A 15,408-nucleotide genomic window follows, 5' to 3' on the forward strand; every position below is an offset into this window, starting at 1 on the left:
GTGACTTATAAAGCAAATATCTGCTTCTAGCTAATAATAATTTCCTAGAATCACCATTGCTAAACTCTTCAGCTATAAAGCGTTTCCCTTTTGATGTAGCCTCTTTAATTTGATTATTTTCTAAATCTATAGCCTCCCATCTATATTTAATTCGAATATCTTGAAGAGCCTCTATTGCGAGTTTCTATACATGGAATCGATCAGTAACTTGTATAGCTTGAGGAAAACAACGAAGAGCGATAGTTTTCATTGAATTAGCCATATCTAAGGTGATTTCTTGCACTTTAGCTCTTAGTCTACGTGGTATTTTTAACAACTGCTCGATAATAGGTTCCACCTTAGTTCCTGGGAAAATACCAACTATACTACCTTTTTTTCCTTTTGCTTTTTTATTGGTTATGATAGTATACAATTCTCCTTTGGATAGCGCTGTTTCGTCAATAGAAAGATAAGGTCCTATATTCTGTGGAAAAATGAGTTCTTTATTTATCGTTTGTTGTTTCCAATCTTTGAAATCACTCAAAACATCTCGATATTGACGTTGAAGCTTCCTGCCATTTACATGATAGAAGCTGCCAATAGTATGGCAATCAGTAGATTTAGTATCGACTAATCTCTTTTAAAAAAGCAGCGAACTCGCTGGTCATACGTGTTCCCTGTGCTACTAAATCCCAATCCCGCTGAATGATTTCTTGGCTATTCTTATCTAGCCACCTACGCCTTTTGATATGTAAATAAACGGTGTTACCCCGCAATGGAAAATCTTGGATCGTGATAGATTTATGGAAGCCATGAGCGATAATGATACGCTTACTGTCTTTGATGGGGACAATGTTACGCTCTTCAAAGTAAAGATGCATCACTTCATCTTCCTTTTGGCTACTAACAAGGTCAAAATACTCTACCAAGTACTCCGGTAGGATCAGCTTTAATAATTCTAGATACTGGCTCAAAATCGATGTACTTTTTTACAAAAATCAGAATTATTATTCAATTCACACACAACTTTTGGGATTGATCCGAAACCTTTTCCCAGATGTACTCCAACAGGGAGATACATTAAAACAGCTCCTTACTTAATGCCTATACTTACTTTATAAAAGTGATCACAAATTGACTTTAGCACAAAAGAAAGAGTTTTTGAAACTAATCCGATTATCCTATTAATAAAATTTATGATCCCTCTTGAAGTCAATAAATGAAACCATAATGTCTACACCAGGGTTGCTATCTATATTTTCTTCAATAATAGTCTAATCTTTTGAATAATCTAAATAACAACGTGTAAAATAAGACTTTGTTAAACAATAGATTAAAAATAAAAAAATAAATTATTTCCAAATTATAAACAACAGCCACCTCCTCTTTCTTGCACTTGGGTAACCGTAACATGAAAGGAATCTTAATGATGCTTTTACTCCTCATATCCATTTATTTTATGTTCAACTCATACACTTTGGAGCAATTCTCAAATCCCAACCATAAGGTAAAATCAAGTAAGAAGCCCAACAATTAGAAATAGCACCTATCAAGGATAAAATTGTTTAGGTATCCAACAATTAAGTTTAACATAGTCCAAAAAATCTGTTATAATTTTATAAAAATAACCATATTGAAATATGGAAAGCTCCATAATCTTCCCACATTTCAACAGAATAACAATAGCAAGTCGGATTAGAATTCTATTAGTTTTGAGTGTAGCTAATTAGGGGTAAGATTACATTATAAGAACTATGATATGATAACAAATCGGTTATATAGAAAATTTAAGCAACAACAAATTTGCAGTAAATATATTATTTTGGCTGTTGCTCTGTTATTTACAAATTGTGTGTGCGCACAATCAACTAAAAAACAAAAAAATACATTAACCAAAGACAATCTTTACCATGTAGACAAATCAAAATCTAATACTATAGATTCATTGATGAAGGCAAGTCACTCTAATGGAATTTTAATTAGGGATAATGTCATTATTAAGCACTGGGAATATGACAAAAACATAAATCAAAAAATTGAAGTACAATCAATCACCAAATCCATCATCAGTCTATTACTAGGAATTGCTATTGATAAAGGATTAATTTCTAATATCAATGACAAGGTAATTAAATACTACCCTCAATTTGATGCTGGAAAATACAGCAATGAAATTACATTCAAACACTTAGTTACAGTTTCCTCTGGTATAAAAGCCACTAAATTTAAAGAAAATTATGGGAATCATAATGACATGCCACCAGGTCTAGATGCGAGGTACCATAATGATCATTTCGACCTCTTAGCTAAGGCTCTTACATTTATATATGATAAGCCATTATTAGAGGTGTTAAAAACTAACGTCTTGAATCCTCTTGATATTAATATAGAATGGTCAATAGATGGAGAAGTATTATCATCAGATGGAAAAACAATTCCTGTGTATGCAGGATATGCATTTACTAAATGGACAGCAGGAGATCTCGCAAAAATTGGTCTCTTGTATCTGCAAAATGGCAAATGGGAAGACAAACAAATTATTTCTCAAAAATACATACAAGAATCCCTTACGCCTATTTCCATTCCCTTAATGGTATCTAGACCGAACCAAGATGTACGAATTGATTCGAATAATACATATGGGTACGGATGGCGAGCAAAAAAAAGTCCTAATGGCGCATACATTTGGCACATGAGTGGAAACGGAGGTCAATTCTGTGTACTAATACCTGAAAAAAACATGGTCTTTGTTAAAATCAATGGATACAGTGAAAAATACAAGCCTTATAGAAGATTAGATCAGTTTTTAGACCTTTTACTAGCTCAATAACAATCAAATTTCTTTCTGTACCAATTAAATTAAGCCTAAATAATAATAAACCTAACAAATTATGATAACAAATTTAACAATGAAAAAAAGTTTAATGCTTAAAAAAAATGCCAGGCCTTGGGTTATGATATTTTTTTTCTGCTGTATCGCGCAATCACTCTTTGCGCAGGAGAAAGTTCGAGGTGTCGTTAAAGATACTGATGGAGGGCCGATACCGGGAGCGAGTATTCGTGTTTTAAATAGCTCTTCGACAAGTATAACTGATGAAAAAGGAAATTTTGAAATTACAACTCCAAACCTAGATGTAACTTTAGTTATTTCCCATCTCAATTACATTACACTAAATAAACCTCTGAACAAAAGTAACTATATAACTGCCATTCTAGAAAAAAACAACAACACATTTGATGAAGTAGTAGTAACAGGTTATACATCACAACAGAAGAAAGATATTATTGGGTCAGTAAGCGTAGTAGATATGAAAGCTTTAAAAGACAACCCTTCAGTTTCTGTTGATAGAGCATTGCAAGGAATGGCATCTGGTGTAAATGTTGTCTCATCTGGTGTACCTGGTTCAACAAGTAAAATAAATATTCGTGGACTGAGCTCTTTTGGAGATTCTCAACCATTAACAATCGTTGATGGTATTGAGCAAAGTATTACACATATTAACCCAAATGACATTGAGTCAATACAAGTATTAAAAGATGCCGGAGCAGCAGCTATTTATGGTGTTAGAGGTGCTAATGGAATATTAATTATAACGACAAAAAAAGGAAAAAGTGGTTTACCTACAGTTAATTACGAAGGGAATTTTACACATACAATGCCCCATCCAGGTAACGTATATGATCTTTTGAATTCCAATGACTACATGGATATATATAATAAAGTATTTCCAGGTAATGCACTATTTTCAAACGGCATGCCCGATTACACATTTAGAGGACCAAATGGTGCCGGAGTAGCGATGGAGGGAGATCCAGCTGTAGATCCTAGTTTATACTTTTATGAAAAGAAAAATAGTGGCCGAAATTACATAATTCAAAAAGTAAATAAAGAAGGTGAAGACTGGTTTCATAATATATTTAGACCCGCAAACTCAACCCAACATGTGGCTTCAGTATCTGGGGGAGGCGAAAATAATCGATATTATTTTGGATTAGGGTATCTTGATCAAAATGGAACTTTATACAAATCTTATTATAAAAGATATAGTGCTCGTATAAATACCGAATTCAACATCGGTCGTAATATTAGAATCGGAGAAAATCTTAATTTATTATTTAGACAAAAATCAAATGGCGGTAATGGCATGGGTGCAGCATATCAAATGCTTCCAATAGTACCATTAAGAGATATAATGGGCAATTACGCGGGTACATTCGGAGGACCAAGTTTAGGCTCTTTTTCAAACTCAGTTGCAAATCAGGAACGGGATAGTCAAGATATAAATTACAATTGGGGTATAGCTGGAAATGTTTTTGCAGATGTAAAAATATTAAAAAATTTAGTGTTTACCACAAGCCTAGGGGTTAATTATGGAACAAATTATGAACGAAACTTCGAAGCTACTCAAACAGAAAATGTACAAGGTAGTTCAAGTGACAGTAGGTTGATTATTAATTCAAGTTATTCCAATACATTAACATTCACTAATACATTAAAGTATAACAATAATTTTAACCTACATAATATTCAATTATTAGCAGGTACGGAAGCAATTAGTTACATAGGTAAAAGTCTAACTGGAGGAGCTAGTAATTTATTTATTGAAGACGAAAGTTATTTAAATCTAAATAATGGTACCGTAAATATTACAAATGGCAGTTCTGTTAATTCTAATAGTTTATTTTCAATATTTGGAAGAGTAGACTATGATTATTCAAAAAAATACTTAGCGAGTATAACCTTAAGGAGAGATGGATCTTCTAAATTTGGATCTAACAGAAGATATGGCGTATTTCCATCATATTCAATCGGATGGCGCATTTCAGAAGAAAAATTCTTAAATTCAGTTTCATGGATTGATGAATTAAAATTAAAAGCTAGCCATGGAGTTTTAGGTTCTCAGAATAATGTAAATTCAGCAAATGCATATTCTCTTTATGCAGCATCAATAAATGGAACAGGTTACGATATCATGGGTACAGGAAACTCTGTTGTACAGGGATTTGCACAATCTCGTATTGGTAATCTAGCAACAGGATGGGAAGAAAATATTCTGACTAATATAGGTGTAGATTTTCAATTTTTAAAAAATTACACCTTCAATATTGAGTATTACAAGAAAAAAATAAATGGCCTATTATTCAGTGAGCCTTTACCTGCTACTATCCTAGGAGGTGCAAGTACACCAACAATCAATATTGGTGACATACAAAATACTGGAATTGATGCAAACATAAATTATAATAAGTCAGTTAATGATAATTTCTCTTTTAATGTTGGATTAAATTTCACGAGTTATAAAAATAAGATCGTAGACCTACCTGATCCAGGATATTTCACGAGTGGATACCATGAGAGTGTTGGTAGTATGTCAATAAATGAAGAAGGCAATGCTATGGGATCATTCTATGGATATAAAGTAATTGGCATCTTCAATTCAGAGGAAGAAGTTCAAAACTCCCCTACTCAAACCGCTGCGCAAGCTGGACGCTTCAAGTATCAAGATACAAATCAGGATGGAAAAATAAATGATCAAGATAGGATAATTTTAGGTAATCCAAATCCAGATTATACTTATGGATTAAACTTAGGATTTAAATACAAAAACTTTGACTTCTCCTCATTAATTTATGGTACTAAAGGTAATGATATTTACAATACAGTACTTGCATATACAGACTTTATGTCTTATTACCAAGGTGCAAAAAGTAATAAATTAAAAAATGCTTGGACACCAGAAAATACAAACACCACTGTTCCAAAATTAGAATCTACTCGTTCATTTAGTACGCATGGTGCCTCCAATTCCTATTTTGTGCAGGATGGTTCATATTTAAAACTACGACATGTGTCTTTAGGATACAACATAACAAACTCTAAATTGAGCAAGTATGGCATTTCCAAGTTGAGAATATTCGCGCAAGGAGTTAACTTATTTACAATTACAAATTATGGTGGTGTAGACCCAGAAATTTCAAGTGGAGATCCTTCAAATTTTGGTGTTGACTTTGCAAGCTATCCAAATAACGAGAAAGGTTTTACAATCGGACTAAATGCATCATTTTAATAATAACACAATATGAAAAAAATATATTTACTTATGGTAATTAGTACAATGTTACTGATTTCCTGTTCAAAATCATACTTAGAAATACCGCCTTACGGAAGTTTAAATGAAGAGTTATTAAAAACAAAAGATGGTATTAATGGAATGCTAATTGGAGCATATAGTTTATTAAAGGGTGGAGGTACATTATCCGGAAACTATGATAACGGATGGACATCATTGCTTGCACCAGATGATGCCAGAATGGGCTCTGAATCTGGGGTGAGTATTGAAGATGCATTTCTTATCGACGCTACTACAGGGAGTATTAATGCACGATGGGAATTTATCTATGCCGCGGTACAAAGATGTAATGATGTAATACGAGTACTTCCTGAGGTACCAGATATTTCAGAGACTGAAAGAATTCAAATTGAATCTGAAGCAAAATTTTTAAGAGGAATATATTATTTACAACTAACTACTCTTTGGAAAAATGTACCATGGATTGATGAAACTGTGAATTATTCAGAAAAAAACTACCTCGTTGAAAATAATACAGATATCTATAAATATATAGAAGCAGATTTCAAATTTGCCGCTGACAATCTTACTGAAACAAAATCAGAAGTTGGCCGTGCAAACAAATGGGCTGCAAAAAGTTTTTTAGCGAAGACATACATGTTTCAAAACAAATTTTCAGATGCATCAATATTATTAAATGATATTATAGCAAATGGAGTAACATCTTCGGGAACGAAATACAAACTTCTAGATTTTTACGGTGATAATTTCAGTAATGCAGGAAGAAATAAGTCAGAATCTGTTTTTTCAGTTCAAATGTCTGTTAATGATGGAGGTGGTGGTAACAATGGTAATCCTATGGATAATTATAATGGAACATATGGAGGACCTGCGTTTACTTGCTGCGGCTGGTACCAACCAACTTTCGATCTAGTGAATGCTTTTCAAACGGACGAAGTATCTGGACTTCCTATCCTTGATAATTACTTTCAAACACCAGTCAAACATGATCAAAATATAAATTCTACAGAACCATTTATGCCACACACAGGAACACTTGATTCTAGATTAGATTGGTCTGTTGGACGACGAGGAATTCCATACCTAGATTGGGGAGTACATCCTGGAAAAGCATGGGTTCGTAGCCAATTCACTGGTGGCCCTTACAGTTCTATCAAACATGCAGCACGACAAGCATCTGTAACATCAGATCGACAATCGGGACGTGCAACAAATACACCATATAATATGATACGTTATGCGGATATTCTACTGTGGGCTGCGGAATGTGAAGTAGAAATTGGAAGTTTAAAAAAAGCAGAGGATTATGTTAATATAATCCGAGCTAGAGCATCGAATCCTGATGGATTTGTAAAGAAATATATTAGGGATAATGATCCAACCGCGGGATTTAGTAATACTCCGGCAGCCAACTATAAAGTTGGATTATATAATAATCATTTTACAATCAATGGAAAATCTTTTGCTCGTAAAGCAGTTCGATATGAAAGAAGATTAGAATTAGCATTAGAACACCACCGATACCTAGATTTACGTCGTTGGGATGGCAATGAATTAGATATCGCTACAGTTCATAATAATCTGATGCAAAGAGAGAGAGAAGTAGCGAACTTCAATCCAGCAAGTAACTATAGCTCAGGAAAGTTTATTAAAGGAACACATGAATTATTCCCTATACCTCAAAGACAAATAGATTTAAGTGTAAGACAAGATGGAAATTCAGCTTTAAAACAAAATCCAGGGTACAATTAAATTAAACCAATTATCTCAATTTTAAACAGATTATTGATTAAAATAGTTTAAAATTGAGATAATTATCAATATAATATTATCAATATATCAAGCTATTTTTGATATAATAATTAAATAAACCGTAGAATTATGGACGTAAATAACTCAACCTTTAATCAGGAATCAGATTCACAATCAAGTAATAATAGCAGAAGATCTTTTATTACAACATTGGGATTAGGAATTGCCTCTTTAAGTTTAACTCAAATTGGATGTGCCACAAAAAAGTCAAGTACAGCAACTAATGCTCCTACCGTTAATGGAAAAGTTATTGCGGGATTTGACGAAGTAGGTGCCTCAAATAACGATGTTTATGCAGGATGGGAAGCTGTATCTAATAAAAAAGTCAAAGTAGGATTAGTTGGGTATGGATTAAGTACTTTTTCTGGTGCTTTTGGATTTCAAAATCACCCTAATGTAGAAATTGTAGCAGTAAGTGATTTAAATCCTGTACAATGTGATAAACTGGCTGAACGCGTTAAATGTAACAAAAAATACCCTTCACTAGAGGAAATGGTAAAGGACAAAGAGATAGAAGCTATATTTATTTGTACTGATGCGCCTAGCCATGCTAAACATGCTATTCTAGCCTTAAACCATGGAAAACATGTCGCTGTAGCAGTTCCTGCAATTTTTGCAAAACTGGACGAGGCAGATGAACTATATAATACCGTTAAGCGAACAGGCCTAAAATATATGATGTTTGAAACTTCTTTTTATAGAGAAGATTTATATGCAATGAGAAAAATATATGAGGCTGGAGGATTTGGTAAGATTGTTTATTCTGAAGGTGAATATGTCCACTATTCAGACAAGCCTCTTCCATCCTATAATGGCTGGAGAGACGGTAATGCACCAATGTATTACTTAACACATGCTTCAGCGTACCATATCTGTGTAACTGACGGACATTTTACAGAAGTTTCTTGTTATGGTAAAGAAAGTCATTTACCAGCATATAAAGGAGGAAATAATAGATATAAAAACCCATATGCTTCTCAAGTTGCCATGTTTAGAACTGATGATGGTGGGTACTCAAGAATGGCACACTTGAAAGATTTACCTGGTCATGGATCTGAAAGTGGTCGTGTGCGTGGTGAATTAGGCATGTACGAACGTAATATCGGATACGATGGTCAAAGAAAAGACAGTTTACCAAATACAAAAAGACCTCCCCTACCTCCGGGAGTACCTCCAGGTGGACATGGTGGATCTCATGGCCACTTAACTGAAGAATTTATTCGTTCCATATTGGAGGATAGACAACCTATCCTTAACATAGCTATGGCATTAAATTTAAGTATTCCAGGAATTGTTGCCCATGAATCTTGTATGAAGGGTGGAGAAACATTGAAAATTCCTCATTTCAAAATGTGGAAGTAATTAAATCAATTTAAATTTTACATGAAGGCAACTCTAAATTATTTTGGTTGACAACCCATGATTATAATAAATTATAAACCATTTTTTTAACCTTGAAAATAATAATTAAATTATTATTTATATATAATTCTTTAAATTTTGGAAAAATCAAATATTGATCAAGAATCTAACACGCATTCCAGTTTTAATAATCGAAGGTCTTTTATAACCACATTAGGATTAGGAATTGCTTCTTTAAGTTTGGCTCAAATAGGATGTTCCTCAAGAAAGTCAAGTACAGCAACTAATGCTCCTACAGTGAATGGAAAAGTTATTGCGGGATTTGACGAAGTAGGTGACGCAAATAATGATGTTTATGCAGGTTGGCAGCCTGTATCCGATAAAAAAGTAAAAGTTGGTCTTGTTGGATATGGTTTGAGTGCCTTCTGTACTGCATTTGGATTTCAAGACCATCCAAATGTTGAAATCACAGCAGTAAGTGATATAAATCCTATACAGTGTGATAAACTTGCAGAGCATGTAAAATGTGACAAAAAATACCCTTCACTAGAGGAGATGGTCAAGGACAAAGAGATTGAAGCTATATTTATCTGCACTGATGCTCCTAGCCATGCAAAACATGCTATTTTGGCCTTAAACCATGGGAAACATGTAGCTGTTGCTGTACCTGCTATCTTTGCTAAATTAGACGAAGCTGAAGAGCTCTATAATACTGTTAAGCGCACAGGTTTAAAGTATATGATGTTTGAAACTTCTTTTTATAGAGAAGATTTATATGCGATGAGAAAAATCTATGAGGCTGGTGGATTTGGTAAGATTGTATATTCTGAAGGAGAATATATACATTATTCAAGTAAACCTTTACCATCCTATAATGGCTGGCGTGATGGAAATGTACCTATGTATTACTTGACGCACGCAACTGCGTATCATATTTGCGTTACAAATGGTCATTTTACCGAAGTATCATGCTATGGTAAAGAAAGTCATATTGCTCCTTACAAAGGAGGAAAAAACAGATACAACAATCCTTACGCCTCCCAAGTTGCTATGTTTAGAACGGATGATGGTGGATATTCAAGAATGGCACACTTAAAGGATTTACCTGGTAAAGGTTCTGAAATCGGTAGAGTTCGAGGCGAATTGGGGATGTACGAACGAACTATCGGTTACGAAGGTCAAAAAAAGGACAGTCTACCAAATACAAAAAGACCTCCCCTTCCTCCCGGAGTACCCCCAGGTGGACACGGAGGATCTCATGGGCACTTGACTGAAGAGTTTATTCGTTCCATATTGGAGGATAGGCATCCTATACTTGATGTAGCAATGGCCTTGAATTTAAGTATTCCAGGAATTGTTGCCCATGAATCTTGTATGAAAGGCGGAGAAACATTGAAAATTCCTCATTTCAAAATGTGGAAGTAAAACATTAGATATCATTCTATAAATAAGCACTATGACATCTACAAATCTACTCAACATATCATTATGTTGTATTTTATCTTTATTTCATACAATTCTATTTAGTCAAACCATCTATCCAGATAAGGATTGGTTAAAATCAACACCTGACCAATTAAATATCAATAAAGAATCGCTAAAGATAATTGACTCTTTAATGATGATGCAACCAGCAAATGGTGTTCTCATACGTAATGGATATATAGTTGCTCAATGGAACCATGATGGAGATGAAAATAAAAAATTTGAAACTCAATCGATCACGAAATCAGTCACATCACTAATATTAGGTGTTGCTATTAAGGAAAAAAAGATAAAAAATATTGACGAAAAGGTCATTAAATATTATCCTGATTTCCAAGAAGGTAAATATGCAAAAGAAATAACATTTAGACAATTAGCGCAGGCAACATCTGGTCTACCTGTTAGTCATTATAAAGGAGTATACCTAGATTCAGGAAATATTAAACCAGGAAAGGAATCACACTACCATAATGATCATACACTACAATTGGCAGCAGCCCTAACTTATATTTATGGGCAACCATTAAATGAAATCTTAAAAAGTAAAGTTTCAGATTACTTAGGTATTGAAGTTGATTGGAACATAAGTTCAAAAAAAATAATTAAAAATGGCAGGGAAATTCCTTTGGTTCATGGATATGCATTTACATCTTGGACTGCTAAAGATTTAGCACGACTAGGTTGGCTATTTGTGCAAAAAGGAAAGTGGAAAAACAAACAAATCATCACGCCAGAATTTGTTAATGAAACTTTTACCCCAATTACGCAGCCTATATATAATTTCAGAAAGAAAAGTCAACAAATGGAAGTTATGGATTGGTCCACTACCTATGGTCTAGCATGGTGGGGAATTCGCGCTAAAAATGATAAAACATTATGGTATATGAGTGGTAATGGTGGGCAGTTTTGTGTTGTAATACCCGATGAAGGTATAGTATTCTGTAAAATTAACGGGTACTCTGATCAATATTTACCTTATATACGTATTGACAAATTTGAAAATGCACTACGCAATTTAGTGGAAAAATAAAAAATCACTTAGCAAAGCTTTACCATATGACATATTCAACATTAACTAAAAGTTTAATAACGGTGAGTTTAATCGTGATTATTCATAGTATACTTCCTGCCCAAACGAAATTTCCTAACCAAGATTGGGAAACGAATAAGGATATATCTAAAGAAATTAATTCCGAATCTATTCTCATTATTGATTCTCTAATGGCAAAGTCTAAAGCTAACGGTGCACTTATATATAAAGGTTACTTGATAAATGAATGGAATCATGCAGGACCATCGAATAAAAAAATCGAGGTTCAATCCATTACAAAGGGAATTACTACAATGATTTTAGGATTGGCTTTGCAAACGGGTAAAATAAAAAATATAAATGATCCTGTTATTAACTATTACCCCGATTTTAATGGTGGTACATATAAAGACAAAATTACTTTTAAACATTTGGCGACTGCAACCTCAGGCTTACCAGTAGAACAGTATAAAAACAATTATCTTGATCCAGGAAACATAGAGCCAGGTTCTGGCTCACATTATCACAATGACCACACCAAACACCTTGCTCATGCTCTAACTTATATCTATGGAGAATCATTAAATAATGTTCTCAAAGAAGATATCACAAACAAAATTGGAGCTAAAGTAGAATGGGCGGAAAGCAAGAAGACCGTTATTAAAAATGGAAAAACTATACCTGTAGTTCATGGATATGCATTTACCGAATGGACCGCAACTGATTTAGCTCGAGTGGGTTGGCTATATGCAAATAATGGCAATTGGAATGGGGTTCAACTGCTCCCTGTAGATTATACAAAAAATACACAAACACCAATAGAAGTACCTATCTATGAATATAGAAAACCAGGTGAAATAAAGGTTAGAGATCCAAAATATACTTATGGTCTAGCTTGGCGCGGCTTAAGAACAAAATCAGGAAAAATTCTATGGTACATGAGCGGCAACGGCGGACAGTTTTGTATAGTATTGCCGGATGAAGGTATAGTATTTACAAAAATTAATGGTATAGGAGAAGAAAACAAACCATTTATTAGAATTGAAGAATTCGAAAAAGCAATACTTGAAATCATTAATTAAGAAATAAAAAAATAATAAAACAATAATTATGAATTGGCCAAAATCAATAGAACTTTTAAATCAAAATGAAAAGATTATTCCAGGCGGAGTAGTTTCTTTAAATAGAAAAACAGATCCTATTATTTGCTTTAGTAAAGGTAAAGGTTCTAAAATTTGGGATATAGATGGTAATACATATATTGATTATCAAGCCGGATTTGCAGCTGCATTCTTAGGCCATAATGATGAAGATATAAACAAAGCTGCTATACAAGCTATAAATGATGATACGGTATTAATGGGTGCTGGTCCAACTTCCACTGAAGGTGATTTTGCAGACATTTTCCTAAAAGCAGTTCCTTCAGCAGAAAAAATACAAATTACTACAACTGGATCAGAAGCAACATATCATGCTATTCGTATCGCACGTGCTGTAACCAAAAAAGAACACATCATAATTATGCAGGGAGGTTATAACGGATGGCATAATGACGTTGCTGCCAATGTAATAAGTAATTTGGATGATATTGGCCCTCGTCGGAATAAGGATGAATACCCATTTGACAGCCTGTCAGCTGGTATTCCAGATGATCACAAAAAATATGTTCACATCATCAACTTCAACGACTTAGAATCCGTACAAGCAATGATTGAAAAGTATCCAATAGCTTGTATTCTATTAGAACCTATATTACAGAACATAGGCATTGTAAAACCACTTCCGGGCTATTTAGAGGGATTACGAAAACTGGCTGACGAAAACAACTTCCTACTGATATTTGATGAAGTTAAGACAGGATTTCGTCATGCTCTTGGCGGCTATCAAAGTATTTGTGGTGTGACTCCTGACCTAAGCACATTTGGCAAAGCTGTTGCCAACGGCTATCCGATGGGAGTAATTGCTGGTAAAAGCAGATACATGGATTATTTCGCACATCCAAATAAACAAGATCGAGTATTAATTGCTGGAACGTTTAATGCGCATCCAATGATAACTGCTGCAGCAATAGCAACACTCAATAAACTTAGCTCAGCAAACGTATTTGAACACGTTGAATATTTGGGCAAAAAGCTAGAAGATGGGCTTAACACTATTTTTAGTGCATATTCAAAACCATATTATGTAGCTAGACAAGGCTCTGCATTTTGCGTCTACTTTATGGATCACCAACCCAAAGATTTCCATGATATAATGGAAAATAATGATATGGAATTTGATAAAAAATACCGTGCTGCATTGATCCAAGAAGGAATATTCAATTTCCCTACTCCTATTAAACAAGGCAGTATTTCGTATGCTCACACGGAGGAAGATATTGAAATTACATTAGAAAAAACTAAAAAAGTACTTGCACAACTATTGACTAACAACGAACAATAATTAAATTAATGAAAATAACAGCTATAGAAACTTTTGTATGCCATGCTCGCATGCGTAATTGGATATTTGTAAAAGTAGTCACGGATCAACCTGGTTTATGGGGATGGGGTGAAGCGACATTGGAATGGCATACACGAGCTGTGGTTGGTGCCATTGAAGATCTAAGTCAACTTTTAATTGGAGAAGATCCACGTCGAATTGAACACCTGTGGCAAATGATGTATAGACAACATTTTTGGCATGGTGATAATATCGTACGTGGCACAGCCATCAGTGGGATTGATATCGCATTATGGGATATTGCAGGAAAAATTCATAACGTACCAACTTATGAATTGCTCGGAGGGAAAGTTCGTGATTACGTACGCTTGTATTGTCATCTCGGTGGCGGAAAAATGGAGGATTTTTACGAAACTAAGATTGATGACGCGAAAAGATTTGGCGAATTAGCTTTACAAGCAGTTGAAGATGGATTTACAGCTTTTAAATCCATGGCCGTACCTGAGACTATGTCGTTAGAAGGTTTAGAATCTATTAAATATGCAGAAGCATGTGTCCGTTCCATGCGCGAAGCGGTAGGCGACAATATAGATATTATGGTAGATTGTCATGCTCGCCCTAGCCCAAGGATGGGATTACAATTTGCAAAGGCACTAGAACCATATGGTTTATACTTTTTCGAAGAGCCATGCTGGCCAGAATCTCCTGAGGATATCGCCTTGATTCAACGTGCAGTAACTACACCAATTGCATCAGGTGAAAGATTGGTAGGCATACATGCATTTCGTGACCTCCTTGAAAAACGAGCAGTAAGTGTTATTCAACCAGATATTACACACTGTGGAGGAATTACAGAAACAAAAAAAATAGCAGCACTAGCCGATGCATATAAGGTATCTATGGCGCCGCACAATCCACAAGGTCCAATAAGTACGGCCGCATCGCTTGCTATTGGATTTTCAACTTCCTCATATATTATCTGTGAAAGTGTACATAACGATGTGCCTTGGCGCTCTGATATTGTAACTGAAAACTTTGATATTAAAAAGCAGGGACGCACAGTCTCTCCTAACACCCTACCAGGATTAGGAATTGAAATCAATGAAGAAGAAGTCAAAAAACACCCATTTCAACAAGAAGTATTACAACGTGTCTTCTATAAGGATGGAAGTATTGGAGATTGGTAATATATAAAATAAAACAAAA

General features: G+C 34.4%; 11 protein-coding genes. 9 read left to right on the forward strand and 2 right to left on the reverse strand.

Annotated elements, in window-relative coordinates; genetic code table 11:
• Positions 1 to 184: 184 nt before the first annotated feature.
• Entirely contained in the window at positions 185 to 523 is a 339-nt protein-coding gene (locus IP023_RS08620) for a transposase (RefSeq protein ID WP_241789867.1), read from the reverse strand.
• A gap of 76 nt (positions 524 to 599) precedes the next feature.
• Complete coding sequence (locus IP023_RS08625) at positions 600 to 953, reverse strand: ISAon1 family transposase N-terminal region protein (protein ID WP_241789868.1); 354 nt, start codon at positions 951 to 953, stop codon at positions 600 to 602.
• 878 nt (positions 954 to 1,831) lie between these two features.
• Between IP023_RS08625 and IP023_RS08630 the strand changes: the two genes are divergently transcribed.
• The 9 genes from IP023_RS08630 (at position 1,832) to dgoD (ending at position 15,389) form a co-directional block, all read left to right on the forward strand.
• A complete protein-coding gene (locus IP023_RS08630) occupies positions 1,832 to 2,809 on the forward strand; it encodes a serine hydrolase domain-containing protein (protein WP_241789869.1) in 978 nt (325 codons plus the stop codon).
• Between the two features lie 79 nt (positions 2,810 to 2,888).
• Complete coding sequence (locus IP023_RS08635; protein WP_241789870.1) at positions 2,889 to 6,047, forward strand: SusC/RagA family TonB-linked outer membrane protein; 3,159 nt, start codon at positions 2,889 to 2,891, stop codon at positions 6,045 to 6,047.
• Positions 6,048 to 6,059: 12 nt separating this feature from the next.
• Positions 6,060 to 7,823 (forward strand): RagB/SusD family nutrient uptake outer membrane protein, encoded by a 1,764-nt coding sequence (locus IP023_RS08640; RefSeq protein WP_241789871.1) that lies wholly within the window; start codon positions 6,060 to 6,062, stop codon positions 7,821 to 7,823.
• Positions 7,824 to 7,952: 129 nt separating this feature from the next.
• A complete protein-coding gene (locus IP023_RS08645; RefSeq protein WP_241789872.1) occupies positions 7,953 to 9,245 on the forward strand; it encodes a Gfo/Idh/MocA family protein in 1,293 nt (430 codons plus the stop codon).
• A 138-nt stretch (positions 9,246 to 9,383) separates the two neighbouring features.
• Positions 9,384 to 10,670: a Gfo/Idh/MocA family protein gene (locus IP023_RS08650; protein ID WP_241789873.1), complete on the forward strand. Its 1,287-nt coding sequence runs from the start codon at positions 9,384 to 9,386 to the stop codon at positions 10,668 to 10,670.
• Between the two features lie 31 nt (positions 10,671 to 10,701).
• A complete protein-coding gene (locus IP023_RS08655) occupies positions 10,702 to 11,760 on the forward strand; it encodes a serine hydrolase domain-containing protein (RefSeq protein WP_241789874.1) in 1,059 nt (352 codons plus the stop codon).
• A gap of 26 nt (positions 11,761 to 11,786) precedes the next feature.
• Positions 11,787 to 12,842, forward strand: a complete 1,056-nt coding sequence (locus tag IP023_RS08660; protein ID WP_241789875.1) for a serine hydrolase domain-containing protein — start codon at positions 11,787 to 11,789, stop codon at positions 12,840 to 12,842.
• Between the two features lie 28 nt (positions 12,843 to 12,870).
• Positions 12,871 to 14,202: an aspartate aminotransferase family protein gene (locus IP023_RS08665; protein WP_241789876.1), complete on the forward strand. Its 1,332-nt coding sequence runs from the start codon at positions 12,871 to 12,873 to the stop codon at positions 14,200 to 14,202.
• 8 nt (positions 14,203 to 14,210) lie between these two features.
• Positions 14,211 to 15,389, forward strand: coding sequence for a galactonate dehydratase (gene dgoD / locus IP023_RS08670; RefSeq protein WP_262914389.1), 1,179 nt, complete (start codon positions 14,211 to 14,213; stop codon positions 15,387 to 15,389).
• The last annotated feature ends 19 nt before the right edge of the window (positions 15,390 to 15,408 follow it).

This window comes from Sphingobacterium rhinopitheci, from assembly GCF_022627575.1.
GTDB lineage: Bacteria > Bacteroidota > Bacteroidia > Sphingobacteriales > Sphingobacteriaceae > Sphingobacterium > Sphingobacterium rhinopitheci.

Excerpts from the sequence above, each read along its gene's own strand:
- IP023_RS08640 (WP_241789871.1), top strand. The coding sequence starts at position 6,060 with ATGAAAAAAATATATTTACTTATGGTAATTAGTACAATGTTACTGATT.
- IP023_RS08660 (WP_241789875.1), top strand. The coding sequence starts at position 11,787 with ATGACATATTCAACATTAACTAAAAGTTTAATAACGGTGAGTTTAATC.
- IP023_RS08655 (WP_241789874.1), top strand. The coding sequence starts at position 10,702 with ATGACATCTACAAATCTACTCAACATATCATTATGTTGTATTTTATCT.
- IP023_RS08635 (WP_241789870.1), top strand. The coding sequence starts at position 2,889 with ATGAAAAAAAGTTTAATGCTTAAAAAAAATGCCAGGCCTTGGGTTATG.
- dgoD (WP_262914389.1), top strand. The coding sequence starts at position 14,211 with ATGAAAATAACAGCTATAGAAACTTTTGTATGCCATGCTCGCATGCGT.
- IP023_RS08645 (WP_241789872.1), top strand. The coding sequence starts at position 7,953 with ATGGACGTAAATAACTCAACCTTTAATCAGGAATCAGATTCACAATCA.
- IP023_RS08665 (WP_241789876.1), top strand. The coding sequence starts at position 12,871 with ATGAATTGGCCAAAATCAATAGAACTTTTAAATCAAAATGAAAAGATT.